The organism is Paenibacillus sp. CMM36 (genome assembly GCF_053570945.1).
On sequence record NZ_JBSEDY010000013.1, the window covers coordinates 25,886 to 51,478 of the forward strand.

Annotated in this window: 20 protein-coding genes and 2 pseudogenes; 16 read left to right on the forward strand and 6 right to left on the reverse strand. The window is 45.1% G+C overall.

Annotation, left to right across the window (positions count from 1 at the left end; genetic code table 11):
• Positions 1 to 61: 61 nt before the first annotated feature.
• Both ACWA2B_RS21585 and ACWA2B_RS21590 read right to left on the reverse strand, forming a co-directional pair.
• The gene (locus ACWA2B_RS21585; RefSeq protein ID WP_449292606.1) at positions 62 to 745 is read right to left on the reverse strand and encodes a substrate-binding domain-containing protein; all 684 of its coding nucleotides are present in this window, start codon (positions 743 to 745) and stop codon (positions 62 to 64) included.
• Between the two features lie 16 nt (positions 746 to 761).
• Positions 762 to 1,070 (reverse strand): LacI family DNA-binding transcriptional regulator, encoded by a 309-nt coding sequence (locus ACWA2B_RS21590; RefSeq protein ID WP_449292607.1) that lies wholly within the window; start codon positions 1,068 to 1,070, stop codon positions 762 to 764.
• Positions 1,071 to 1,382: 312 nt separating this feature from the next.
• Between ACWA2B_RS21590 and ACWA2B_RS21595 the strand changes: the two genes are divergently transcribed.
• The 6 genes and pseudogenes from ACWA2B_RS21595 (at position 1,383) to ACWA2B_RS21620 (ending at position 6,495) form a co-directional block, all read left to right on the forward strand.
• Entirely contained in the window at positions 1,383 to 2,771 is a 1,389-nt protein-coding gene (locus tag ACWA2B_RS21595; RefSeq protein WP_039273459.1) for an MFS transporter, read from the forward strand.
• A 432-nt stretch (positions 2,772 to 3,203) separates the two neighbouring features.
• Positions 3,204 to 3,362 (forward strand): annotated as a pseudogene (locus ACWA2B_RS21600) (metallothiol transferase FosB); the annotation flags it as partial.
• Positions 3,363 to 3,439: 77 nt separating this feature from the next.
• Positions 3,440 to 4,834: an MATE family efflux transporter gene (locus ACWA2B_RS21605; RefSeq protein WP_069010230.1), complete on the forward strand. Its 1,395-nt coding sequence runs from the start codon at positions 3,440 to 3,442 to the stop codon at positions 4,832 to 4,834.
• A 202-nt stretch (positions 4,835 to 5,036) separates the two neighbouring features.
• A complete protein-coding gene (locus tag ACWA2B_RS21610; protein WP_029519069.1) occupies positions 5,037 to 6,017 on the forward strand; it encodes a S8 family peptidase in 981 nt (326 codons plus the stop codon).
• Between the two features lie 149 nt (positions 6,018 to 6,166).
• Complete coding sequence (locus tag ACWA2B_RS21615) at positions 6,167 to 6,349, forward strand: tetratricopeptide repeat protein (RefSeq protein ID WP_029519070.1); 183 nt, start codon at positions 6,167 to 6,169, stop codon at positions 6,347 to 6,349.
• Complete coding sequence (locus tag ACWA2B_RS21620; protein WP_239645263.1) at positions 6,346 to 6,495, forward strand: hypothetical protein; 150 nt, start codon at positions 6,346 to 6,348, stop codon at positions 6,493 to 6,495. The genes ACWA2B_RS21615 and ACWA2B_RS21620 overlap by 4 nt, the downstream gene beginning before the upstream one ends.
• 156 nt (positions 6,496 to 6,651) lie before the next feature.
• On the opposite strand, the gene budA is transcribed toward ACWA2B_RS21620, so the two are convergent.
• Together budA and alsS are read right to left on the reverse strand one after the other, a co-directional pair.
• On the reverse strand, positions 6,652 to 7,398 hold the full coding sequence (gene budA, locus ACWA2B_RS21625) for an acetolactate decarboxylase (RefSeq protein WP_029519072.1): 747 nt from the start codon (positions 7,396 to 7,398) through the stop codon (positions 6,652 to 6,654).
• Positions 7,399 to 7,561: 163 nt separating this feature from the next.
• Positions 7,562 to 9,271 (reverse strand): acetolactate synthase AlsS, encoded by a 1,710-nt coding sequence (gene alsS / locus ACWA2B_RS21630; protein ID WP_029519073.1) that lies wholly within the window; start codon positions 9,269 to 9,271, stop codon positions 7,562 to 7,564.
• Positions 9,272 to 9,789: 518 nt separating this feature from the next.
• On the opposite strand from alsS, the gene uxaC reads away from it, so the two are divergent.
• The 3 genes from uxaC to ACWA2B_RS21645 all read left to right on the forward strand — a co-directional run bounded on the left by uxaC (position 9,790) and on the right by ACWA2B_RS21645 (position 13,883).
• Complete coding sequence (uxaC, locus tag ACWA2B_RS21635; RefSeq protein WP_029519075.1) at positions 9,790 to 11,214, forward strand: glucuronate isomerase; 1,425 nt, start codon at positions 9,790 to 9,792, stop codon at positions 11,212 to 11,214.
• Positions 11,215 to 11,389: 175 nt separating this feature from the next.
• On the forward strand, positions 11,390 to 12,790 hold the full coding sequence (locus tag ACWA2B_RS21640; protein ID WP_029519077.1) for an MFS transporter: 1,401 nt from the start codon (positions 11,390 to 11,392) through the stop codon (positions 12,788 to 12,790).
• A gap of 88 nt (positions 12,791 to 12,878) precedes the next feature.
• The gene (locus tag ACWA2B_RS21645) at positions 12,879 to 13,883 is read left to right on the forward strand and encodes a LacI family DNA-binding transcriptional regulator (protein ID WP_069010228.1); all 1,005 of its coding nucleotides are present in this window, start codon (positions 12,879 to 12,881) and stop codon (positions 13,881 to 13,883) included.
• A gap of 99 nt (positions 13,884 to 13,982) precedes the next feature.
• On the opposite strand, the gene poxB is transcribed toward ACWA2B_RS21645, so the two are convergent.
• A complete protein-coding gene (gene poxB / locus ACWA2B_RS21650; RefSeq protein ID WP_209948070.1) occupies positions 13,983 to 15,707 on the reverse strand; it encodes a ubiquinone-dependent pyruvate dehydrogenase in 1,725 nt (574 codons plus the stop codon).
• A gap of 314 nt (positions 15,708 to 16,021) precedes the next feature.
• Between poxB and ACWA2B_RS21655 the strand changes: the two genes are divergently transcribed.
• The 4 genes from ACWA2B_RS21655 (at position 16,022) to ACWA2B_RS21670 (ending at position 20,643) form a co-directional block, all read left to right on the forward strand.
• Positions 16,022 to 17,515 (forward strand): tagaturonate reductase, encoded by a 1,494-nt coding sequence (locus tag ACWA2B_RS21655; RefSeq protein ID WP_340955290.1) that lies wholly within the window; start codon positions 16,022 to 16,024, stop codon positions 17,513 to 17,515.
• A gap of 17 nt (positions 17,516 to 17,532) precedes the next feature.
• Positions 17,533 to 19,032, forward strand: coding sequence for a UxaA family hydrolase (locus ACWA2B_RS21660; protein ID WP_029519082.1), 1,500 nt, complete (start codon positions 17,533 to 17,535; stop codon positions 19,030 to 19,032).
• A gap of 125 nt (positions 19,033 to 19,157) precedes the next feature.
• Positions 19,158 to 19,604, forward strand: coding sequence for a GNAT family N-acetyltransferase (locus ACWA2B_RS21665; RefSeq protein ID WP_449292608.1), 447 nt, complete (start codon positions 19,158 to 19,160; stop codon positions 19,602 to 19,604).
• 181 nt (positions 19,605 to 19,785) lie between these two features.
• A complete protein-coding gene (locus ACWA2B_RS21670; protein ID WP_029519086.1) occupies positions 19,786 to 20,643 on the forward strand; it encodes a hypothetical protein in 858 nt (285 codons plus the stop codon).
• A gap of 245 nt (positions 20,644 to 20,888) precedes the next feature.
• Here ACWA2B_RS21670 and ACWA2B_RS21675 read toward each other — a convergent pair whose 3' ends face one another.
• On the reverse strand, positions 20,889 to 21,779 hold the full coding sequence (locus ACWA2B_RS21675; protein ID WP_029519087.1) for a hypothetical protein: 891 nt from the start codon (positions 21,777 to 21,779) through the stop codon (positions 20,889 to 20,891).
• A gap of 253 nt (positions 21,780 to 22,032) precedes the next feature.
• Here ACWA2B_RS21675 and ACWA2B_RS21680 point away from each other — a divergent pair, with 253 nt between their 5' ends.
• The 3 genes and pseudogenes from ACWA2B_RS21680 to ACWA2B_RS21690 all read left to right on the forward strand — a co-directional run bounded on the left by ACWA2B_RS21680 (position 22,033) and on the right by ACWA2B_RS21690 (position 25,569).
• Positions 22,033 to 22,995, forward strand: a complete 963-nt coding sequence (locus tag ACWA2B_RS21680; protein WP_029519088.1) for an ABC transporter permease — start codon at positions 22,033 to 22,035, stop codon at positions 22,993 to 22,995.
• Positions 22,996 to 23,009: 14 nt separating this feature from the next.
• Entirely contained in the window at positions 23,010 to 23,897 is an 888-nt protein-coding gene (locus ACWA2B_RS21685; RefSeq protein ID WP_029519089.1) for a carbohydrate ABC transporter permease, read from the forward strand.
• A 26-nt stretch (positions 23,898 to 23,923) separates the two neighbouring features.
• Positions 23,924 to 25,569 (forward strand): annotated as a pseudogene (locus ACWA2B_RS21690) (extracellular solute-binding protein).
• The last annotated feature ends 24 nt before the right edge of the window (positions 25,570 to 25,593 follow it).

Here is a 25,593-nt window from a genome sequence, read left to right on the forward strand (position 1 = left end):
CTGACAAAATCCATCCTAGCCGGTGAAGCACTTCCAGCAACCGCGTAGGAACATGCAAAGATTAGGATACCCCATGTTTTACACTGCTGTCCCGAATTTCTAACTGATGCGATATGGACCAGTGGACAGCCGCCAATTCCTCTCCTTTAATAAGCTTAATGAGATTGCGGGCGGCGACCATGCCCAGTTCGGATGCTGAATATCGGACAGTTGACAATTTAGGCCGGATTATTGTAGCCATATCAATGTCGTCAAATCCCAAGAAAGAGACCTGTTCAGGTATTTTCACCCCATTCTCGGTCAGAAAGTTCATAGCGCCTATGGCAATTCGGTCCGTCGCGCAGAACACCGCACTGGGCAATGGGCCTGAATGATAAAGTTTTCTCATAGAGGTTACGCCGTCTTCAACTGAAAAGCCGCTTTCCAACACACGTTCAGGACGTACTGGCAGGTGAGCGGCCTTCAATGCCTGTTCATAGCCCAAAAAACGCTGACTGCCCACTGAAATATCTCCCGCAGCTCCCCGCAGCATCGCGATATCCTGATGTCCCTGCTGAATTAGATAAGTTACCGCTTCAAAAGCAGCCGTTATGTTGTCAACATGTACGGAAGGAATGGATTTGTCTCGAAAATCCCGTCCGACAAGGATGCAGGGAATTCCCGCCGCTTCAATGAGCGCGTATAGCGCATCCCGGATTCCGTCTACCGATATGATAATTCCGCTCGCCTGCATTTCACGGAACATATTGTAATAGTGTATTTCAGAGTCCGCGTCCCCCCCCTGACAAGGCGATTATGACATCGAAGCCGTATAGATGCGCTACTTGATTGATGCCTTCAACCATGTTATCAAAGACATTGTTTTTAATCTCGGGCAGAAGTACTCCAATCAGAGATGTATTATTCTTTACCAGTGTCCGCGCTATGGCATTTGGACGGAATTGAGTGGCTTCAAGGACATCTAGAACTCGTTTGCGTATTTCACTGTTCACCGTCTGGCTGTTATTGATCACTCTGGAAACCGTTGAAATGGAGACGTTGGCCATTCGAGCCACATCTTTTATAGTCATTTTCATTGTACACACCGACTTTCAAGCAAGTATTTATTTAGAAAAAGGTTCTCAAAGTCAATTGAATTTATTATATCAGTTTATTGAGTTTAACAAAGATTCCAGAGCAAAGAAAGCGCTTGACCTTGGTTTATAGGGGGAGTATAATCAACTCCGGAAAACGTTTTCTAGTATTTTCTGGAGATAAATGATTGTTTTTACCAAATAACTAGCTGAATTCAAGGTATTTCGGCTTGTTTTTTTGATTATCAAGAAAACGTTTTCCTTATGGCTTGGGATTGTAGAGAATAACAAGGGAAAAGGAGCATGAGCATGAGAAGTTCGAGCGATATTGTTGTAATGGGAAATGAGGCTTCAAAGCAAACCGATTCAAATATTACGCTGAAAGAAAAGATGGGTTATGGATTCGGTGATTTTGCCAGCCAGTTGCTGTTTGCCGCCGCAATGACTTTTCTGTCCTACTTTTACACAGATGTAATCGGGATCAGCGCCGGGGTCATTGGTACTTTAATGCTAGTTGCGCGTGTACTGGATGCGTTTATTGATGTCGCGATTGGGGCTTTGATCGATAAAACGAAGAGCAGACACGGGAAAGCCCGTCCTTGGTTACTGTGGATGTCCGGGCCATTTGCGTTGTCTGGAATTCTCTTGTTCACGGTTCCAAGTGGAAATATGACGATCACTATTCTATACATTTACGTTACCTATCTGCTGATGAACATTATCTATTCCAGCATTAATGTCCCTTATGGTGTGCTTAATTCCATGATAACGCAGGATTCTTACCAGCGCTCTCTTCTTAATATTTTTCGTATGTCTCTGGCGAATATTGGTGCCTTGTTAATTAATTATTTCACCCTTCCGTTAGTGAAGTCGTTCGGCGGCGGTCAAAAGGGGTGGATTTTCACCTTTATTCTGTTTGGTTTGCTCGGAACCTTCTTATTTCTCGTTACCTTCTTCAGTACCAAAGAAAGGGTTACTCCATCTGTTGTACAGAAGCCAATTCCGTTTGGACGTGCTTTTGGAGCGCTGATGCGTAATAAGTATTGGAAATTGATTCTTGGGTTTGCTGTGGTCTATTTCATAAATAACTCACTGGGCACAGGTATGAATATTTACTACGCACGTTATGTGTTAAAAGACGCCAATCTGATTGGGGTGCTCGGCATATCCTTACTCCTTCCTTCCCTGCTTGGTTATCTGTTATTGCCACCCGTCGTCAAGCGGATCGGGAAACGAAATTCATCCATTATCGGAAGTATCCTCCTGATTGTGGGATCGCTTGTTATTGCCGTCAGTCCCGCAAGTCTTATGGCGGTCTGCCTGGGACTCGTTATTAAAGCGCTTGGACATGCCGCTATTCTCGGAACCTTCTTTGCCATGTTGTCAGATACCATTGAGTATGGCGAATGGAAGACAGGGATGCGCACCGAAGGACTGGTGTACAGTGCGGGTAGTTTCGGCACAAAAGCGGGAGGCGGTTTCGGAGCGGCACTCATCGGTTGGGGACTGGCATTGGGAGGATATGCTGGTGGACAAGCTACAATCAGTGCCACAGCGCTAGCGTCTATTCATTTCATGTTTATCTACGTTCCAATTATCTTGGCTGCCCTGCAAATTGTATTGCTGGCATTTTACAACCTAGATAAATTATTTCCCGGTATTGTCAAAGAGCTTGAATTCTTAAAAAACGCTAAATAAGGAGAGGAAAGCAAATGGAGAAGAAATGGTGGAAAGAAGCCGTATTCAAACCATTATCCACTAAAATTTTTCCTGAATTCTTTGCTTCCTTTTCAGTTTCTATTCTTTGAATCTCATATTTATCAGAACTACAAGGTAGGTCAACTAAGTTTATGAAGCTCATTGTCTGAGAAGCCCATACTTTAGGCTTAGGAAACGTTAGCTGAATTAAAGAGCGGTAGTCTAGAATTTAACTATGAAAACCAAGATGTTTTTTTCTTGACCAGTTTTAAAAAAAGGACTATAACATCAATCTTGATGATGTTATAGTCTTTTTTTGATAAGAAATTATTATTTTAACGAGGTCTACCTGAACGAAAACCACAAGAAGGACGTTCTGCAATGGACAATCGAATCATGTTGAATACCACGCTTATCAAGCTGAGAACTTTTAATGTCATCATTTTGTCCGGACGAGAACGGAATGAACAGGACAAAAGGCCAGTCTATTTTACAGATCCAGACGGACATAAGTATGAATTCCACACAGGACAATTGCGGGACCGCCTGGAATATTATAAAATGAAAAAGCATATGACTTTTTTTGAATGAGTAATTGTTATCGATATAAATGATATAAGTAATAAGTAAGTAATGATTGGGTTCGCATTTAGGAGGAATACGAAAGGATGTCACTGTCTCAGGAAAACGCTTCCAAGCAAGCGCAAGTCGTTAAAACGATGACGGTTTTTGCAATCACTTGGCCGATCTTTATAGAGATGTTGTTTCACATTTTGATGGGTAGCGTGGATACGTTCATGCTAAGCCATGTTTCTGATGAGGTTGTATCGGCTGTGGGTGTGTCCAGACAGTTGATTGAATTTACGATTATACTTTTCAATCTGCTTGGTCTTGGTGTAGGTGTGATCATTGCTCAGCTATTGGGGGCGCAAAAGCATGTGGATGCAAGCCGTGTTACGGCTTCGGCACTAACCTTTAATCTGGTGTTTGGTCTGGCATTGAGCTTGATGTTTATTGTCAGTCGGGATTTTTTGCTATCCTTTTACCATATTACTCCGACGATTAAGGAAAATGCAGAGATTTATATGATGCTGGCAGGGGGTTCGCTGTTTCTGGAAGCGCTCATGCTAACCGCGGGTCCGGTTATTCGATCGCATGGTTTTACTAAAGATACGATGATCGTGGGCATTGGTATGAATATTTTACATATTACAGGAAATGCATTGCTCATTTATGGCTGGTTTGGTCTGCCGCAGATGGGAGTGGCGGGAGCAGCGATTTCAACGGTTATTAGCCGTGTTGTAGCATGTGTCTGGATTTTTCTACTGCTGTACAAGCGTGTAAGTGCGCCGATTCGCATCCGGTATTATGTACAGCTACAATGGAGTAAGCTGGTAGCCATTCTGAAGATTGGTATTCCTGCCGGGCTGGAATGGTTGTCTTATCAGCTTAGCCAAATGATGGTGACCCGGTTTGTCAGCTTTATGGGTACAACGGCAATCGCAACCCATTTTTATTCGAATACAATTGTGTACTTTTTTATGGTATTTGGAATGGCTGTAGGGGAGGGGACGGAAATTATTGTTGCCCGCCTGATTGGAGCAGGAGACAAGGAAAAGGCCTATCATCAACTTTTACGGAGCCTGAAATGGTCTTTGATCATTACGATTGCTGTAATCGTGGTAGTATCCTTTTTCCGATATGAAGTGATGGCGATCTTTACAGATGAGCCGGCGATCATTCAATTAGGGGCAGCGATTTTGCTTTTCTGTATATTGCTGGAGCCGGGCCGAGTGTTTAATCATGTTGTCATTAACTCCTTGCGAGCAGCGGGAGATGTTCAGTTCCCGTTAATGATGGCCATAATTTCAATGTGGGGGATTAAAATCCCGTTAGCATATGTGCTGGGCATTCATATGGGATATGGAGTGCTGGGTGTGTGGATTGCACATGCCTGCGATGAGTGGGTACGAGGCATTTTCCACTATTTACGCTGGAAGGGCCGGAAATGGCAGCACAAATCGCTGTTATCCAAGGCTGAACTTCAGGCGGAATCCGTCTAAGGCTGATAGAGAACCTACAACAGACATTCTCCAAGCGAATTGGGGGATGTCTGTTTTTTTTACAAAAATAAGCAAAATGGGGATGTTCAAAGTTTTCAAAAATTGCTAGAATATAGTAACCTCGAATATAGTAGAGGTTTTCAAAGTTTCATAGTTTCAAAGACGGGTGGTTTCCGATTGAATCCATGAAGGAGGGAATAGGATGGAACGTAAAGTGCATATCATTCCTTACCAAGTGATCAAGCAGGAGCAACAAGTGAATGAAATACCGCGAGGTGTAGAGCTGATTCAGGCTCCTGCGGTATGGAACCAGACTCGAGGCCAAGGCGTGAAGGTGGCGGTGCTGGACACGGGCTGTGATTCGGACCATCCTGATTTGAAGGCGCGCATTATTGGCGGACGGAATTTCACGGATGATGATCAAGGTGATCCGGAAATTTTCAAGGATTATAACGGTCATGGCACGCATGTGGCAGGAACCATTGCGGCAGCAGAAAATGCGGATGGTGTCGTGGGTGTTGCTCCAGAGGCAGACCTGCTCATCATCAAAGTGCTAAACAAGCAGGGCTCCGGTCAATATGACTGGATTATTCAAGGCATCTATTATGCGATTGAGCAAAAGGCAGATATCATATCGATGTCACTTGGCGGTCCTGAAGATGTGCCAGAGCTGCATGAAGCAGTAAAAAAGGCTGTAGCTAGCCAAATCTTGGTCATCTGTGCAGCTGGAAATGAGGGAGACGGTGACGACAGAACGGACGAGCTCGGCTACCCCGGCTGCTATAATGAAGTGATTAGCGTAGGCGCTATCAATTTTGACAGGCACGCCTCAGAATTCAGTAATTCTAATAATGAGGTGGATTTGGTTGCACCCGGAGAAGATATTTTGTCCACCGTTCCGGGCGGCAAATATGCGACTTTTAGCGGAACTTCGATGGCTACTCCGCACGTAGCAGGTGCATTGGCGTTGATTAAGCAGCTGGTAAGTGCGAGCTTTGAGCGTGATCTCACCGAACCGGAATTATATGCACAACTCATCAAACGCACGATTCCACTTGGCAATTCTCCTAAGCTGGAAGGCAACGGTCTATTGTACTTGACGGCAGTAGAGGAGCTCTCGCGTATTTTCGACGCACAGCGTGTAGCAGGAATACTAACTGCAGGATCATTGAAGGTTAAATAAACCGTAACTTCGGATATATAGCGGCTCTCCTGTAAGGAGAGTCGTTTTTTTGGATTTTAAATCTTAGGAAAAACTCCATTTACATTGCATTCAAATGTCGGGTAACATATATCTCAAAGATAGGCATGAGTCAGAAGTGGAGGATTAATATGAACGATATCATGGCGCAAGCTGGCGAGCTTAGACGAACAGGGCAAGCAGAGGAAGCACGAAAGCTTCTTTTGAAGGCATTAGAACAGCAGCAAAATGATGCAGAATTGTGGTATCAGACCGCTTGGACACAGGAATGGACGAATTTCCGGATTACAGACCGTTTCGGGTATTTTACGTGATGGTATTATATAATCTGGGGGAATTCGGGAAAGCCATGCAGGAGCTGCTAATGGAGGTGGCTGAGACGACCTCGGATTTATCTACACAAGAGTACTCACGTGCCATTCAATATTATGCAGATAAACTGGATCAGATCGAGACATAGGTGGACCGGAGTGAGAGCATAAGCAGTAACGTATATATACGCTCGTACATAAAAAGATCACAGTCAGAGAGCAGTAATTCTCTTTCCTGACTGTGATCTTTTGCTGTTTATTGTTTGGCTATAGGGTCTGTAAATTGATGAGTTAAATAGCTGCGATTACTGCGCACCTTCAGTAACGGCGATTTCCTTCTCCAGGTTTTCTCTGGACAGGTTGGCCTTCAAGTAATCCGGGGTATCGGGCAGGACCAGGTGCAGATTGGATTTTTGACAAATGCGGATGGTGCACTTTTCGACGATAAAATCAAAGACATGCCCACCCCCAGTGCGTTCATCGTTAATAAAATGCAGATGAAATCCGGCTACCCCAATACCTTGAGCATAGGCAGGTGTCCAAAAACCTGTAATCACCCCAGAAGCGTCGTTAAAAGAGAACGTAGGCTGAGATTTGGTCGCTTCGATAAAAGGTTTGTAAGGCTTCACCTGGTGAGGGACGGTACGTGTCTTTACTTCACGAAAAGTGCCATCCATACGGAAGGCATAGAACAGATTACGGCTTGGAAACAACTTTAACAGCAGAGCTTCCAGCTCTTCACGATGCATGGGGCGGTCAATAGTATATGTGAAATCTTCATGGAAAAAGGTGACGGTGGAAAAAGGTGTGGTTTCTTCCGGTTTTACGCGATGGGCCGTACCGTCTGGAAGCAAGTGATAGAATTCACCATCGAACGCGATCATCTCGCCATTCAGTTGATCAAAGGTACCAATCCCAAAATCCCCGTGCTTTTGCAACTCCTCAAAGGCAACAACTCCGTCATAAAGACCATCTAATAGAGCGAGCATAGTGGACGTTTGGTAAATATCATGGTCAGTTTCTTGCTTGGTTTCCAGTCCTGCAACGGTCATGGTAATACACTTCCTTTTGTAATTGTATGCATTTATTTTCTTTCTTTTTCAATAATAAACGTAAATTTTCAGTAAATAACGAGAATAACTCAAAAAAATCATAAAAAATAACGTTTTGCTCCATAATTGTCACGAAAACGTCACGAGTAAGTCTTGGTAAAGGTTAGTTTAATTGATTTGGCAGCAGTTTACGTCCCAACTGGATATTATCTTGATAATTAATCGGGATATCAACAACCACAGGACCATCCGTATGAAGTGCCTGCTGCAATACACTTTCCAGTTCTTCAGGAGAGTGCACGCGTAATCCGGTGGCCCCGAAGCTTTCAGCATATTTCACTACATCAACATCTCCAAATTTTACACCGGAAGTTCTGCCATATTTAATCTGTTGTTGAAATGCGACCATGTCATAGGTACCATCTCTCCATACGATATGCACTAGCGGAGAGTTAAGACGTACAGCGGTTTCGAGCTCCATGGATGAAAACAGAAATCCTCCGTCTCCAGAAATAGAAACGACTTTTTGACCGGGGTTGACGAGTGTGGCAGCAATCCCCCAAGGCAGTGCTACGCCCAACGTCTGCATTCCGTTGCTGAATAGAAGGCGCCGCGGTTCATACGAACGGAAATATCGTGCCATCCAAATGTAGTGTGAACCAACATCACAGGTGACAGTGACATTATCGTCGATCAGGCTGCGCAGTGTACGAATAAATTGTAATGGATGAATCAGATAATCGTGACTGTGTACAGGAACAGCTTCTTGCTCGTTTAGATCATGACGAAGACGATTTAATTGGTCGCAGGAGGCTTTAGGTAGCTTTAAGGTAGGCAATTCTTCTGCAAGGCCACTCACAATCAGGGCTATATTCCCGATAAGCTCGTGATCAGGTTGATAATCATGATCAATATCTGCTTGATGATCATCCAGATGAATAAGGGTTCGGTTCGCAGGAATATTCCAGTTTTTTGGATCATATTCAATAGGATCATAGCCAATCGTCAGTACCAGATCTGCCGCTCCAAGAAGCATGTCACCCGGCTGATTATGGAACAGACCGACTCTCCCAAAATAGTGGCTTTCCAGCTCCCGGGAAATGGCTCCAGCGGCCTGAAAGGTTTCAACCACAGGCAAATCCGTGTTTCGAATCAGTGCACGGATGGCTGCTGTAGCTTCGGGTGTGCTGGCTTTCATACCGAGAAGGAGTACGGGCAGCTTGGCTTTTTTGATTTGGCCTGCAACTTGTTTGATGAGCTCGGCGGGTGCGGTTCCAAGCTGGGGAAGGGAAACCTTCTCAATGGCGGTTACTTCGGATGACGAAGTCAACACGTCCTGCGGCAGACTGACAAATGTGGCTCCAGGCTGGGCTGAGGTCGCAATCCGAAATGCATTAGTAATTGCTTCCGGTACACTATCAGGATGTTCTACTTCTACACTGTACTTGGTGATGGGTTCGAAAAGTCCGGCGTTATCCATAGATTGATGCGTGCGTTTCAGGCGTTCTGATCTTGGGACTGCACCAGCAATGGCGACGACAGGATCACTCTCTGCATTAGCGGTGACAAGTCCTGTCGCCAAGTTAGACGCGCCTGGACCGGAAGTAACAATGCATACGCCCGGTTTACCTGTTAAACGACCGACCGCTGCTGCCATAAAGGCGGCATTTTGTTCATGACGGCATATGATCAATTCTGGACCCCGATCTTGAAGAACATCAAAAACAGAATCGATCTTGGCACCTGGAATGCCAAAAATATGCGTAACCCCTTGCTTGATCAAACAATCGACAACAAGGTCGGCTCCTTTTGTATCGGATTTGGTTTTAGTTTTAGTTTGAACAGCTTGAACTTTGGTACTCAATGCTACCACCTCTTCTTTTCATCTTTGAAATAAACCAATGAAATACTTTCAATGTAAAACAATGGATGTATATTACAATTATAATGCAATAACTGGTATTTTCAAGAAAGAAATTTTCTGAAAAAAAGAGAAAAACACATAAAACGTTTTCAAAGTTTGATTTATCGGGGAAAATTAAAAATTGTAGAATTTTCTTTTGGTATCAGCTATCGGGAAAATATAGAACAGATCTGCTCCAAATGGCAGTAGGCCATTTTTTTTATTCGCTCACATGATAAAAATCACTTTCGTCTACAAAGGATAGCGGTTACAATGTAATTGTTGTTAACGTAAACATTAAATTTAAAGTGAAGTAATCCGGCTTGAAATGATGTGCAGGTATCGTATTACAGCTATATCATCTTGCCTAATCACGAGATCTGCTATGTGGTGGAGAATGCTATTATTGAAAACGAGTACAGTACAAGCATTTTTGTTAACGTTAACAATTTGTTGAGAAACACGATTATAGAAGGGATGAGAAAGTAATGACTAAAGCGTTTTTAGACGAAAACTTTTTGTTGAGCAATCCAACGGCTGAAATCTTGTATCATCAGTACGCCAAGGATATGCCGATTATTGACTATCATTGTCATTTAAGTCCACAAGAAATTTATGAAAATAAAGCGTTCAAGAATATTACGGAAGCTTGGTTGTACGGAGACCATTACAAGTGGAGACTTATGCGGGCCAATGGGGTTGAGGAACGCCTGATTACGGGGGATGGCGAAGATTATGACAAGTTTATGGCTTGGGCCAAAACCGTACCTACACTAATCGGCAATCCGCTGTACCATTGGACGCATTTGGAGCTTCAACGCTTTTTTGGTGTCTTTGAGCTGCTGAATGAACAGAACGCACCAGTGATCTGGGAAAAGGTAAACCAAAAGCTGCAGGGAAAAGGCTTTGGCGCACGTGATCTGATTGTGAACTCGAAGGTAACTGTGGTGTGCACCACGGATGATCCGACAGACCATCTCGAATACCACAAACAAATCAGCAAGCTGACCGATTTCCCAGTCGCAGTGTTGCCAAGCTTTCGTCCCGACAAGGCTTTGGAGATAAATCGCGAAACTTTCCGGCCTTGGGTGGCTCGGTTGGGTGAAGTCAGCGGACTGGATGTTTCTGGCCTGGAAGGATTTTTGAATGCGCTGGCGAGCCGGGTGCGCCATTTCCATGCTGCCGGAGGCCGAGTATCTGATCATGCGCTGGATACTGTAGTCTATGAAGAAACGACACGGGAGGAAGCTGCAGCCATATTCAATAAGGCGCTGGAGGAAGGCCATGTGACTCCTTTAGAGGAGGCGAAATATAAATCGTACGTTCTGGTTTTCCTTGGCAAACAGTATGCAGAACATGGCTGGGCTATGCAATACCATATCCACGCACTGCGTAATAACAACACTACTATGTTCCGTCAATTGGGACCGGATACAGGCTACGATGCCGTAAATGATGGCTCTATCGCTCGTCCATTGGCGGCATTGCTGGACGCACAGGAGCTGGCAGGAGGATTACCGAGAACCATTTTGTATTCGCTTAATTCGGTTGATTATCCAGTACTGGCAAGTCTCGCGGGTTGTTTCCAATCCGGTGGAAATGTGGGGAAAATCCAGTTTGGCACGGCATGGTGGTATAACGACCATATCGAAGGTATGCAGGAGCAGATGAAGTTGCTGGCTAACTACGGGGTGCTGTCCCGCTTTATTGGTATGCTGACGGATTCCCGCAGCTTCCTCTCCTACACACGCCATGAATATTTCCGCCGTATACTCTGTGACTTAATTGGAACGTGGGTTCAGGAGGGTAAGGCGCCTGAGGATCTGGAGCTGCTCGGAGCCATGGTACAAAACATTTGCTACAACAACGCCGAGCAATATTTTAATTTCCCAACGGTTGTTCATAGTAAGTGAAACTACGCCCTAAGGCGAGGACTCACTAACTTCATAAGAAAGGGCTCTTACCGGGAGCTTGTTTCAAAACTCCCGGTAAGAGCAATTAAAAATAAAATAGTTATCAACTGAGGATTTTGCAAAATCCAGAACTAATTTTGTGAAATTAATTACAAACAAAGAGGAGTGTGTAGGTATGGGAGTGCCTATCGTGCAGGAGAACGTCCAAACTGACAACAAGACAGGCGAGCATATTAGCCTGAAAGAAAAGATTTCGTATGGTATGGGTGACTTTGGAAACGGATTCATGTTTGATTTGGGGCAGTTGTATTTGCTGAAATTTTTTACAGATGTAGCAGGGGTTTCTGCAGGAGCCGCCGCAGGCATTTTCTTGGTCAGCAAGCTATTTGCCGCCGTCTGTGATCCCATTGTCGGGTCCTTTGTTGATTATCGCAAACATATCGGTACACGTGGAAAATTTAGACCTTTTCTTATTGTTGGAAGCGTTATCCTTGCAATTCTTACGGTTCTAACCTTTATATCGCCGAATATTTCACCCACAGGAAAACTCATTTACGCCTATGCGTCCTATATGATCTGGGGGATCGGCTACTCTATTGTAAATATTCCATACGGCTCGCTAGGTGCCGCTATTACACAGGATACTCATCAGCGTGCTTCATTGTCATCTTTCCGTCAGGCGGGATCGCTGGGCGCATTATTCGTCACCAGTGTCGTTGTCATGCCGCTTATTTTACTATTTCCTAACCACCATGTTGGCTATCCGGTTGTGATGGGGATTATGTCACTCATTGGTGTGATCGCTTTCATCATATGTTACCGAGGAACGAAAGAACGTATTATTAGCCAGTCCGGGCCAAAAGAGAAGCTATCTATAGGCGTTATTGTGCATACTTTTACGAATAACAAGCCTTTGCTGGTGCTCGTTTTGATGACGATTTTCACTATATCCGCGTACAATATTAAGTCCGCTCTGCTGATCTATTTTGCCGAATATAACTTGGGGCATGTAGAGTTAATGGCTTATATGAATTTTATTATTATCGGTTCATCGCTACTGGGTGTATTGTTCCTGCCCAAGCTGGTACGGCGTTTCGGTAAACGAAAAACAGCCATACTGGGGATGCTGGTTAGTGTCATTGCCGACTCCATTAACTTTTTTATGCCTTCAAATGTATACATTTTCACAATCCTGGCCAGTATTTCGTTCATTGGTATTAGTATTCCTAATGGGGTGACCTGGGCATTCGTGTCCGATATTATTGATTATGGCGAATGGTCATCTGGAGAGCGTAAAGAAGGGATTACTTACTCGTTATTTAACTTTTCACGTAAGTTGGCTCAATCCTTGTCTGGCTTTCTATCGGGTATTGGACTAGCGCTCATCGGGTATGTTCCGAATGTGGTTCAGTCCTCTGGAACGCTGCTTGGGATCAAAGCATTACTTTGTCTCTATCCGGCTGTTGCCCTGGCTTTGGCCATGCTGGTCATCGGTAAAATGTACAAGCTGACGGACAGCAGACATGCAGAAATGGTTCAAGAATTACAGCGTCGACATGCGGACAACCGCGTATAATTTGTGAAAGTCTTCTTTTCCGGGCGGCTCCTGTGGTATGGTGGGTATATAATTTTTTTTAGAGCCTCACTAAGGAAAGGATACGTATATGGCAGCTACCATTAAAGACATTGCCAAATTGGCTAATGTTTCCCATACAACCGTCTCCCGGGCGCTCAATAACAGCCCGCTGATTAAAGAAGATACGAAACGCAAAATTATGGAGTTGGCAGAGCAACTCAATTACATTCCAAATTTTAATGCCAAAAGCCTAGTTCTCCAGCGCTCGCATACGATTGGCCTGTTTTTCACCAGTATTTCAGAAGGCACCAGCTCCAGTTTTTTTGCCGATACCATCCGGGGTGTTAATCATGTCATTGGGGTAGATTACAATCTGTTTGTGCGAGGAATTGACGATTACGCTGATTTTTCGGCCATACACCGCAAGCGTTTTGATGGTATCATTCTGATGAGCCAGAGCGAGGCGGACAACCCTTTTATTTATCATGTGCTCGGTCAAGGCATTCCGCTTGTTGTTCTGAATCGGCAGGTGTCCGGGGCGGGGATTGTAAACGTGATTTCTAATGATAAAGAAGGGTCCTATGAAGCGGTCTCCTTTCTCGTTGAAAGTGGGCATGAACGCATTGCGATCATCGAAGGGGTAGAAGGCTTCAAGTCTACCCAGCAACGCCGCGAGGGTTTTATGAATGCGTTGATTGATAGTGGTAAGCCCATTCGACATGAATATATCGTGCAAGGTCATTATGATACTGAAAGTGGTAGCCAGGCAATGAAGCAATTGCTTTCCTTGCAGGAGCCGCCGACAGCGGTATTTTGCTCTAACGATGATATGGCTATTGGGGCAATGAATGCGGTATTCGAAAACGGCTTGAAGGTACCAGAGGATATCTCTGTCATTGGTTTTGACGATATCGGGTTCTCAATGTATACGACTCCACCGTTAACAACAGTCAAAAGACCGATTGAGCAGATTAGCGAGCGCGGAGCCGCCTGCATTCTGGAACGAATTCAGTCACCGTCCAATGAGGGCGAGCTTATATTTATGGAGACCGCGCTCATGAAGCGGAAATCAACGGCAGGCAAACCACACTAAGTTTCGTTTGATTAACAGGCAGGCCAAAGGAGCAGAAACCATGCTAGATATATGGTTTCTGCCCCTTTTAGGCTGAAATGCGTTCTGCCTCGTTTATATTTAACGAAAGAGATTGGTTTTAGCCAGTTCTATAATCTCGTCACCACGTCCGTTCAGCATCGCTTTCATCATCCATAGTGTAAATCCTTCGGCTTGTTTAAGATTAATTTTGGGTGGCATGGATAGCTCCTGACGGTTCACCATCACGTCTACCACAACAGGGCCATCATGAGCCAATGCTTGCTGAATGGCATCTTCCAGCATGGTCGGATCTTCAACCCGGATGCCCTTGAGTCCCATGGCTTGCGCTACAGCACCAAAATCAGGATTCACCAGTTCAGTACCGTTTTCCAGAAATCCGGCCGCTTTCATTTCCAGCTCGACAAAACCGAGAGCGCCATTATTGAAAACAATGACTTTGATAGGCAGATGATGCTGCTTCAGGGTGAGCAGGTCGCCCATCAGCATCGTGAGTCCGCCATCGCCTGAGAGGGCAATCACTTGTCGGTCAGGCTCAGTGGCCTGTGCTCCAATCGCTTGTGGTAACGCATTTGCCATCGTACCATGGTTGAACGATCCGAGAAGCCGGCGCTGACCGTTCATCTGCAAATAACGCGCCGCCCATACAGTGGGAGTACCGACATCACAGGTGAAAATAGCATTTTCCTGCGCGGCGTCACTGATGACCTTGGCGAGATATTGCGGATGGATCGGCGTATGACCTGGTTTACCGACAGCAAGGTCATCCAACTCCTGGCGTACCTTGGTATAGTGGGAGACGGTTTTCTCTAGATGCTTGGAATCATGCTCTGATGTTAAATGCGGTAGCAGCATTTCCAACGTGGCTTTTACATCCCCACATAAACCATACGTTAACGGAGTACGTCTGCCAAGATGGGCTGGCTCTATATCTACCTGTAGGACAATCGCATCTTCAGGGTAAAATTGTCTGTAAGGGAAGTCTGTTCCGAGCATAAGTAGGACGTCACAATCCATCATCGCATGGTACCCGGAAGAATACCCGATCAGTCCCGTTAATCCAGCATAATAAGGGTTGTCATACTCCAGATATTCCTTGCCTCGCAGAGCGGATACCATGGGGGATTTTAACTTGTCACATAGCTGCATGAGCAATTCATGAGATTGTGAACAGCCGGCGCCGCATAGTAGCGTAATTCGTTTGCCTTGATTCAAATATTCGGCCAGTCGGGAAATTTCGGAAGCTGACGGATGCACTACAGGTGTAGTGGGATGGTAGACATGTTCAGGGACGGGTACCTTTTCCGCCCCCAATGCTGCTACATCACCGGGAAGAACAATGACGGAGACACCTGAACGTGAAACTGCCTGTTGAATGGCCATGGTCACCGTTCTGGGAATTTGACGCGGTGTCGTAATAACTTCACAGAAGTGACTGCATTCTCCGAAAAGATGTTCAGGATGCGTCGCTTGAAAATATTCACTTCCGATTTCGTCGCTTGGAATGTGAGCGGCAATAGCCAGTACAGGCACACGATTGCGGTGACAATCATATAAACCATTAATCAGATGCAAATTTCCGGGACCGCTGCTTCCGGCACATACAGCAATGCTGCCACTAAGGTCAGCATCCGCTCCGGCTGCAAAGGCAGCCACTTCTTCGTGCCTTACATGAATCCATTCGATTTGACCATTGCTGCGAATGGAATCCACCATATTATTTAGAGAATCTCCAACAATGCCATAAATCCGCTTGACCCCTGCATTGACCAAAACTTGTACAATAGTATCTGCAATTGTCTTCATAGATGTTCCTCCTGCCTAGTAAGTAGTGTTATCCTGCCCGTGCTTTCTTGCGTCTATTCTCCTGAAAAGTATATAAGGACAAGGTCTCGGATAGGGTGATAGTTAGCCTTAACCGTCTTGGCTCAGCAGCGAAACAACAGAAAGAGGTCCATATACTTGCCGGTTGTTATGCAAAACTCTTATGTTAACGTGTTCATATTATTGTCATTATTATTTTTATAAAGTAAAAATGTTGAGAAAACTATTTTGTTAACGTGTGCATTATGCTAAAATAACGTTGAAATCATTATGGTAATAGTGGGAGGATACTCCGGATGAAAAAAGTAGATGCATTAGATCAATTAAACAGAAAAAGCTTTATCGTTACAGACCCGCATCCTGTGAGGGTGATGCAATTCGGGGAAGGGAACTTTCTGCGTGCTTTTGTAGACTGGCAATTTGACAAAATGAATAAGCTGGCAGAATGGAATACGGGAGTTGTGATTGTACAACCGCAGCCAGGAGGCCTCGTGGAGAAGCTTAACGAGCAGGATGACCTGTATACGGTTATTCTTGAAGGGATTAAGGATGGGAAGGCCATGAAGGAGCATACCGTTGTGGAGTGCGTCTCTCGTGGGATTAATCCGTACGGCTCGGACTTTTTGGAGTATGAAGCACTATCCCAAAAGCCGGAGCTGCGTTTTGTTGTGTCGAATACGACGGAAGCGGGGATCGCTTATGCCCCAGACGATCAGCTAGAAGATCGTCCGCAAAAGAGCTTCCCGGGCAAACTGGCTGCCTTTCTGTATAAGCGCTTTCAATTTTTTGGGGGCGATCAGAGCAAGGGATTGGTCATCATTCCATGCGAGCTCATCGACCGTAATGGAGACGCTCTCAAGGAAATCGTACTGAAATATGCGGACCAATGGAAGCTTGGAGCTGAGTTTATTGCATGGATAGAGGAAGCAAATACGTTCTGCAACAGTTTGGTGGATCGAATTGTACCTGGTTATCCCAAAGACCGAATTCATGAAATCCAAGCGGAATTGGGTTACAAGGACGATTTGGTTGTTGTGGGCGAACAGTATCATTTATGGGTTATTGAAGGGCCACAGTGGCTTAAAGAGGAATTACCTGCTCATTTGGCCGGATTGAATGTCCTGATTGTCGACGATATGGCGCCATATCGTACACGGAAAGTGCGTATTTTGAATGGAGCACATACGGCGCTTACACCTGTAGCTTATTTATATGACCTGGACACAGTGGGGCAGGCGGTTGAGCATGATATTATGGGCAGTTTTATCCAGTCGCTGATTCGAGAAGAAATTATTCCGACGCTGGACTCACCAGAAGCGGAATTGAATGTATATGCCGACGATGTTATTGAGCGGTTCCGTAATCCATATGTAAGTCATTATGTTATGAGTATTGCGTTGAATTCGGTGTCAAAGTTCAAGACACGGAACTTGCCATCCTTGCTCCAGTATGTAGAACAACGTAAGGAGCTGCCTGCCAAAATCGTGTTTTCACTGGCGTCCTTACTCGTATTTTACCGGGGTGATAGAAATGGCGAGTCGATTGCGTTGGCAGACGAAGCTGAAGTGTTGAGCACGTTTGGTGAACTGTGGAGTAAATATGACGGTACTCTCGCCGGGGCGAAGCAATTGACTGAGCGGGTACTCGGCAAGCAAACATGGTGGGGTCAAGATTTGAACCAGATCGAAGGGCTGGCTGAACAAACGGCACAGCACGTGTATGAAATTACAAGCAGAGGAATGAAGGAGACGCTCGATTCTCTAACCGGGAACAGCGTGCCCAGAGCATAAGCAAGGAGGAGACCGGAATGCTGGAATTCATTCAAATTCATAATCAAGATAACGTGGCTGTCGCCTTGCGTGATTACAAGCAGGGAGAAACACTGGCATGGGGAGCACAAGAAGAACAACGGGTGGAGCTAGCCGAGGATGTAGCACGTGGGCATAAAATCGCCTTGCAGGATGTACCTGTAGGTGGGCATGTTCTGAAATACGGATATCCCATCGGTCATGCCATTCAGCCCATTCAGGCAGGTCAGCATGTGCATACGCATAATACGAAGACGAACCTGACAGGCGTAGAAGAGTACACTTATAAGCCTAAGCCAGCTCCTCATTTATATGAACAGGAGAGTCGTACGTTTCAAGGTTTTCGGCGAAAGGACGGTCGTGTGGGGATTCGCAATGAGTTGTGGATTGTGCCGACGGTCGGCTGTGTGAACGGGATCGCTGAACTTATTTTAAACCGTTTCAAGCAGGAAGTGGGAGATATTTCACCTTTTGAAAATGCACTTGTGCTCAAGCATAACTATGGTTGTTCTCAGTTGGGTGACGATCATGCACATACGCGCACGATTTTGATCGATGCCGTGAAACATGCGAACGCAGGTGGCGTACTTGTACTGGGTTTGGGCTGTGAAAACAATGAAATGAAAGAATTTAAGGAAGCCATCGGGGAATATGATTCGGAGCGGGTAAAGTTTTTGCTTTCCCAAGATGTGTCGGATGAAGTAGAGGAAGGGGTAAGGTTGCTTCATGAAATTTTTGCGGCCGTGCAAGAAGATCGGCGGGAACCTGTACCATTGTCTGAGCTGAACATCGGCTTGAAATGCGGTGGATCTGATGGCTTATCGGGTATTACTGCCAACCCACTACTCGGACGATTGTCGGATTATATGGCAGCGCAAGGTGGAACAACGGTATTGACAGAAGTACCTGAAATGTTCGGCGCGGAAACGATTTTAATGGAGCGCGCTGCCGATGAGCAAGTATTTGGTAAGATCGTACATCTGATTAACGATTTCAAACAATATTTTCTGGATTACAAGCAGCCAGTATACGAAAATCCGTCACCGGGCAATAAAGCAGGGGGCATTACGACGCTGGAGGATAAATCACTGGGCTGTACGCAAAAATCCGGGTCTTCCACGGTCACTGATGTCATTCAGTACGGGGAACGTCTCAAGACCAAGGGACTCAACCTGCTCAGCGCGCCGGGCAACGATCTAGTGGCATCTTCAGCTCTCGCCGCAGCGGGCTGCCAACTCGTCATTTTCACAACTGGACGCGGTACGCCGTTTGGCTCCTTTGTTCCGACGATGAAGGTATCAACCAACTCGCCGTTATATAAGGCTAAACCTCATTGGATCGACTATAACGCCGGTTCATTGGTGGAGGATGTCAGTATGGAAGATGCGCTCCGCAACTTTGTCGATTACATCGTCGATGTAGCCAGCGGAACATGGGTGAACAATGAGAAAAACAATTTCAGGGAGCTCGCTATTTTTAAAAACGGTGTTACGTTGTAAAAGGCTGTAGTCTAAGGGAGGCGGAATTACTCCGCTTCCTTTTTTGTGTTTGTATGCTTCTAAATAGGCATGTTAGACTTACTGCAAAACATGCAATATCGATATTTAAATAAGGGGGAAGTACCGTGCAAAATGAAATTGTTGCTTATCGGGAAGAAAATCATGATCAACTCGTTGATATTTGGCAGCGGGCTGTACGCCGGACGCACACATTTTTGGCGGAAGAGGACATTCAATTTTATCATCATATCGTACGCAATGGTGTTTTAAGAGAACTTGAAGTTTGGATGGAATGGAATACAAGTCAAGAACCAACAGGTTTTATCGGGCTGGACGGATTAAAAATAGAGATGCTGTTTGTGGACCCTGAACACCATGAGCAGGGCATAGGCAGCCGACTCATCCAGCATGCTGAAAAAATAAAAGGGAAACACCTCAAAGTGGACGTGAATGAGCAGAACGAGAAAGCGTATGCTTTCTACAGACATTACGGCTTTGTACAAACGGCGCGTTCTGCACTGGATGGATCAGGTAGGGCATTTCCTTTGCTTCACATGGAATTGAACAAGTGAACGATCTACTTTCGTTGGTATTTTAAAAATGGAATATATTATCATAATGCACTTGTCATATGTTTGAATTCATGGTATAACTTAATTACGTAATAAATACGTAATTAAGTTATTTTTAGTTAGGGTTTAGAGCTTGCTTTTGTTTGGTGAATATAAAAAGTCAGACAAGGAGGCGGGAATAGTGGATGATCTTGTTCACTCCGACATCACAGATCTAGACACACTTGTCAACATGATTAAGCTTTCTTTTTCATTTGCGGACGGTGCCAATATGATTGCTTTATGCGACCGGCTGTATAGCCATGTCAACCAAAAGTATCAGGAATTGCAGCTCTACAAAGCGCGCAAGAAACCTATACAACCCATACATACTAAACGGCCGCTAGTCTACTACTACGGCTACAGTCATCTCATGAAAGGCATGGCTTTCCAAAAACAGGGCAAGTATGAGGCCGCTCGCGATTGCATCGAAAAATATGCAGAATTGGGCTGGTTTAATGGTCTTGATCAATATGGGGAAGCAGAGGTGGAATATTACCGCTATGCTGCCAGAGCTAATTTGTATGCCCTTGATATTTTGTCAGGCCATGCCGAAGTGTTGCAGGAATATATCCAATTTCTTCGTAACAATCCGGAAGAGCTGTTACCGGGGCTTCTTTCCATCGTTGAGGGAGCGTCGAGATACGACTATTCTTTAGAGGCTGTGCTGGAATCATTTGCCGAACAAATTGAAGGTTTTAAATATTTTGAAGAGCCTGTGAATGTATCTTATTATTTTCGCTTCTGCTATCAACTGGCTCTTTACTATATCAAGCAACAACAGTTTACGGTTGCGTTGGGCTATATCCTGCAATCTCTCATGCTGTCCGATACCCTGGGTATGGAACATGAACATGAGTTTAGGAAATGTACCGCTGTATTTGAAATTTTCAGATCCCAAGCTACAGCAACACAGCAAGACCAATATATAACTATTTTAAAAGGAGTGTTAAAGGATGAAAAAATTGATTTCACGCTCTCTGTCGCTCAGTCTGTTTAGTTTGCTAGTGTTTGTTACAAGTCATGATCTCATCACGGTGTTTTATCATGGAGCCAATCATTAAGAAGGCAGAAGTACAGTAGAAAATTAGTTGTTTTAGCAGGTAGGCAGTTGATTGGAAAATATGATGTGGAAGTACACCCAATAGCAAGTAAGCTCATTTAGGTCAGGGCTTACTTGCTATTTGGCGTATGATGAAGACCGATCATACCGTATATATAACGCGGTACATGTCCCAACAATATTTAAGCTGTCGTAGGTTTATGCAGCAAACCCTGTTCTGACGGATGCAATGAAATCCTTGTCTGTTGGTAAACCGGGAATGGTTCTTCCGTACTGTATGATCTGCTTTTTAACGCTGCATCCAGTGCCCGTAGCAAGGAACCTATAAATTGCTCTGGAGAAAAGAAAATGCTTTTTCCGACCATATGAATGTGAAGCTCGTTATGGTCACGGTTGCTTACGGACAGCAATATACCTTGACCTTGAAAACCCGTACCGATGGCGCGTATTTTGTTTATACCCGAGAGTAACATTTCCGTCTTCACCGCACGCCCCTGTTCCTCCACAAATACAGAAATCAGGCGTTTGTCTGTAACGATAACAATTTGGTTACCCCGAAATGTATGACTCAGGTGTAGAAAATCTTTATATACACCAATAGTCTGCTCATGCGGAGAAACAATCCCCATCCGTACAAACTCTTCCAGCTCAGTGACATCGGGTTCCTGATGATTTTTAATTCGTTTTTTGATACTGAACTGAATAGTCAGGATACCCAAGATAGCAATGAGAAAAGCACTAAGTCGGACGTTAAATATAAAGAACATCAGGACAATAAGGCCGCCTACTAACCACTGTCCCCAAGTTAGATAGCGCAGCTTTTGTTGTACCGTACGGCGATAATAACCGTAGCCCTTTCCCGGTTGATACTCTTTAGTAAACTTCGTCATACCACGCATCATGGTTAACCCATAGATTGATAAGACTGTCATCCCGAGTGACAGGAGCGTCATAAGCCATTCCTGAGCTGCAATGCCAACTAAAGTACACAGACCAAACATGATGAGCCCCGCCCAGCAAGCAAACTTTTTAATTCGAACCTGTTTCTGAATCGAACGAACCAATTCTTCCATTCTTAATCCTCCTGATCTAGGTATATAGGTAATGATTGGAATCACATATAGTCTTATCGTACCATCTGATAGTCTTTTTCGTAAATTAATAGATATGAAAATCCAAAGTATGGAAGAAAATTCTCGCCTATAGTCAGATCCCCACCTGAACTTTAGATACCAAAATCAAAAAATCCAGTACTACTCATACGAAGCAGAAGCCTTTAAAATAATAAATGTAAGTGCTTACATTACAAAGAAAGGAGGTCTTCGTATGAGTACAGGAGGGAAAAATCCGCAGCCACAGCCGCCGGTTCGATCGGGAAGAGGAGCATCACTAGCGCGCAAATGGGTTCAACAAAGACATTTGCAGACTATGGCGCTGCTTGGGGTGGTATGGATGATTATTTTCCATTACATTCCGATGTACGGTATTTTAATTGCGTTCAAACATTTTGACATCATTGGAACCATATCAAGCGCACCTTGGGCAGGGTTAGAGCATTTTCGGGCCTTTTTGGAGGATGATAACTTTTGGTACATTGTCAAAAACACACTGGGCATTAGCCTGCTCAAGCTGGCGATCGGGTTTCCGTTACCTATTGTATTTGCTCTGTTTCTGAATGAGATTCGGTCTACACGGTTCAAAAAATCTATTCAGACCATTTCGTACCTTCCGCACTTTTTATCTTGGGTCATTCTTGGCGGGATCTTAACGACGTGGCTGGCAGATACCGGGATGATCAATCAACTGTTGCTAGCCTGGGGGTGGATTGACCAGCCGATCAGTTATTTGGCAGAGCCGAGCTATTTTTGGGCTATCGTCGTTAGCTCGGATATCTGGAAAGAGCTTGGATGGTCAGCTATTATCTATTTGGCAGCCATGGCGGGGGTATCTACGGACATGTACGAAGCGGCCACCATTGACGGGGCCGGACGGTTTCAGAAAATGTGGTACGTCACACTTCCCGCTATCAAGGGGACCATATCCATTTTGTTTATTTTGGCGGTCAGCGGCATATTGAACTCCAACTTCGATCAAATTCTCGTCCTGCGTAACTCGCTGAATGAAAGTGCAAGTAATGTAGTTGATATTTATGTATATCAGGTGGGCATTCAGCAGGGCCGTTTCTCGTATTCTACCGCGGTGGGTTTGCTGAAATCGGTTCTTGCTCTCATTTTGCTGCTAATTGCCAATTCGGTGACCAAACGGGTGAATAATACATCCCTATTTTGAAGGAGGACGGGTGCATGCAGCTATTGCAACGTAGAACAGCAGGCGAAGCGATATTCGATTTCATGAACAACGTCTTCATGCTGATCATTTGTTTTGTGACATTGTATCCCGTGTGGTATGTGCTGGTGAACTCCTTTAACGAAGGAGCAGACGCTATGCGGGGTGGCATTTACTGGTGGCCGAGAGTATTCAGTCTGGGCAGCTATCAGGCCGTATTTGCTAACAACGGTATTATGACTGCGATGGGAGTGACTATTGCCAAGACGCTTATCGGCACGATTGTTCATGTGTTTTTTACCGCTATGATTGCATATGCATATTCCCGTAAGGAGCTGATCGGGCGCAAGCTGTATATGCTGATTGGTACCATTACCCTGTTTTTCGGTGGGGGATTGATTCCAACGTATTTGCTGATTCGTGATCTCGGACTGCTGGACAGCTTTTGGGTGTACATCATTCCTGCGATGTTCAGCTTTTTTGATCTTATTATTTTTATGGCTTTTTTCCGAGAACTGCCGGATGCACTGGAAGAGGCGGCGAAAATAGACGGTGCGAATGATTTCGGTATCTTCTGCCGAATCGTGCTCCCTGTATCCATGCCGGTAGTAGCGACGATTGCGTTGTTTCATGGGGTATACCAGTGGAACGATTATTTTACTGGAATGATCTATATTAATAATACGGATCTTCAGCCGATTCAGACGTATTTGTACCGGGTTGTTGCCCAATCCAGCTCTAATCAAATGATGGCTGCTGCACCGGGGGGCGTTGCCCAGTCCGTCACTTCGCAATCGATCAAGCTGGCGACGATGGTCGTGACGACACTGCCCATTGTACTGGTATATCCTTTTCTGCAGAAGTATTTTGTCAAGGGTCTGATGATCGGATCGATCAAGGGTTAGCACATCATCCAAGGGGGAGATTTATGATGAACATTCGCAAATGGCAGAAAGGGCTGTTGGCCGTCGTGCTGCTGATAGGACCGCTCGCGGGGTGTACGTCCGGTGGAAGTGGCGCTGTCACGGAATTGAAGGACGAGAAAACTAAGGCTTCGGCAGATACGCCAGGCTGGAAGGCGGATACAGAGCCGATTACGTTTGACTGGTATTTGAATTTTTCCTGGTTCCCGAACAAGTGGGGAACGGATATGACCTCGAAGTATGTGACGCAAAAGACTGGGGTCAGCGTTAATTTTATCGTACCCGCAGGGAATGAAAATGAAAAACTGAATACCATGCTCGCCTCGGGCAAACTGCCTGATTTTGTCACGCTCAGTTGGGGGGAAGATGCGATCAAAAAAATGATCGAGGGCAAGATGGTGCTCCCACTTAACAAGTTGGCTGAGAAATATGATCCATATCTGATTAAAGTGGCAGACCCAGCTAAAATGTCATGGTATCGTCAAACGGACGGGAATGTATATGGGTATCCTAACGCGTCCTCTTCACCACAGGATTACCAAAAATACGGCCAAAATTTTGTCTCCAATCAAACGTTTATGGTTCGGAAGGATATGTACGAGGCGATTGGCAAGCCGGATATGAGAACACCAGAGGGATTCCTGAAAGCGCTTCAAAAAGCAAAGGAGAAATTCCCGGAGATAAACGGTCAACCGCTGATCCCGATAGGGTTCCACGAATTTACGGATAACGGAAATTATTCTTTTGAAGACTATTTACTTAATTTTTTAGCCGTTCCACATGAGAAGGACGGAAAGCTGTACGACCGTCGATCGGACGAAGAGTACATTCGCTGGCTCAAAACATTCCGTCAAGCCAATGAGCAGGGTCTGATCGCCAAGGACGTATTTATCGACAAACGTCCGCAATGGAGGAGAAGGTGGCACAGGGACGGTATTTTGCCATGCTATATCAGCGCTCTGATTTTGCTACACAACAGGTGACGTTGCATGCGAAAGATCCCAACTCCGTCTACATTGCGGTGGATGGACCTTCCAACAGTAAGCTGGACCCGCCGACGCTGGCCGGGCCGGGCATTTCCGGGTGGACGGTGACGCTTATTTCGAAGGATGTCAAAGACAAGGAGCGGGCTATTGAATTTCTGACTTATCTGATTAGCGAGGAAGGGAATCGTGATCTGTATCTAGGGGAGCAGGGAAAGCTGTGGGACACAGTTAACGGTAAGCCAGCCTTCAAGCCGGAGGTACTGGAGCTGCTGAACAAGGATCGGTCTGCATTTGACAAAAAGTATGGCGCCTCCTTCACTTTCTGGATGCTGATGGATACAAATATGAATTTGCAGTGGGCGCCGCCCAGTGTCGAGCCGTATAAGCAGCCTGAAGATTGGACGAAAGGCAAGACCCACAGCTTCTCTCAATATGAGAATATCAAACCGACCGGAACCTCGGCAGAAGGCATTGCGTCAGGCCAGATAGACAAAATTTGGGGCAAGGCATTACCGAAACTGTTGCTGGCTTCCTCGGATGAGGAGTTCGATCGGCTGTTTGCCCGCTTTTTGGAAGACCGCAGAAAAGCAGGCTATGACAAGGTATTGGCTTATCAGCAAAAAGCCTATGAGGAAAACCTTAAGAAAATTGAACAGTTCACCAAATGATTTAATTCAATAACTTAATCTATT

Excerpts from the sequence above, each read along its gene's own strand:
- ACWA2B_RS21585 (WP_449292606.1), bottom strand. The coding sequence starts at position 745 with ATGTTCCGTGAAATGCAGGCGAGCGGAATTATCATATCGGTAGACGGA.
- ACWA2B_RS21590 (WP_449292607.1), bottom strand. The coding sequence starts at position 1,070 with ATGACTATAAAAGATGTGGCTCGAATGGCCAACGTCTCCATTTCAACG.
- ACWA2B_RS21595 (WP_039273459.1), top strand. The coding sequence starts at position 1,383 with ATGAGAAGTTCGAGCGATATTGTTGTAATGGGAAATGAGGCTTCAAAG.
- ACWA2B_RS21605 (WP_069010230.1), top strand. The coding sequence starts at position 3,440 with ATGTCACTGTCTCAGGAAAACGCTTCCAAGCAAGCGCAAGTCGTTAAA.
- ACWA2B_RS21610 (WP_029519069.1), top strand. The coding sequence starts at position 5,037 with ATGGAACGTAAAGTGCATATCATTCCTTACCAAGTGATCAAGCAGGAG.
- ACWA2B_RS21615 (WP_029519070.1), top strand. The coding sequence starts at position 6,167 with ATGAACGATATCATGGCGCAAGCTGGCGAGCTTAGACGAACAGGGCAA.
- budA (WP_029519072.1), bottom strand. The coding sequence starts at position 7,398 with ATGACCGTTGCAGGACTGGAAACCAAGCAAGAAACTGACCATGATATT.
- uxaC (WP_029519075.1), top strand. The coding sequence starts at position 9,790 with ATGACTAAAGCGTTTTTAGACGAAAACTTTTTGTTGAGCAATCCAACG.
- ACWA2B_RS21640 (WP_029519077.1), top strand. The coding sequence starts at position 11,390 with ATGGGAGTGCCTATCGTGCAGGAGAACGTCCAAACTGACAACAAGACA.
- ACWA2B_RS21645 (WP_069010228.1), top strand. The coding sequence starts at position 12,879 with ATGGCAGCTACCATTAAAGACATTGCCAAATTGGCTAATGTTTCCCAT.
- poxB (WP_209948070.1), bottom strand. The coding sequence starts at position 15,707 with ATGAAGACAATTGCAGATACTATTGTACAAGTTTTGGTCAATGCAGGG.
- ACWA2B_RS21655 (WP_340955290.1), top strand. The coding sequence starts at position 16,022 with ATGAAAAAAGTAGATGCATTAGATCAATTAAACAGAAAAAGCTTTATC.
- ACWA2B_RS21660 (WP_029519082.1), top strand. The coding sequence starts at position 17,533 with ATGCTGGAATTCATTCAAATTCATAATCAAGATAACGTGGCTGTCGCC.
- ACWA2B_RS21675 (WP_029519087.1), bottom strand. The coding sequence starts at position 21,779 with ATGGAAGAATTGGTTCGTTCGATTCAGAAACAGGTTCGAATTAAAAAG.
- ACWA2B_RS21680 (WP_029519088.1), top strand. The coding sequence starts at position 22,033 with ATGAGTACAGGAGGGAAAAATCCGCAGCCACAGCCGCCGGTTCGATCG.
- ACWA2B_RS21685 (WP_029519089.1), top strand. The coding sequence starts at position 23,010 with ATGCAGCTATTGCAACGTAGAACAGCAGGCGAAGCGATATTCGATTTC.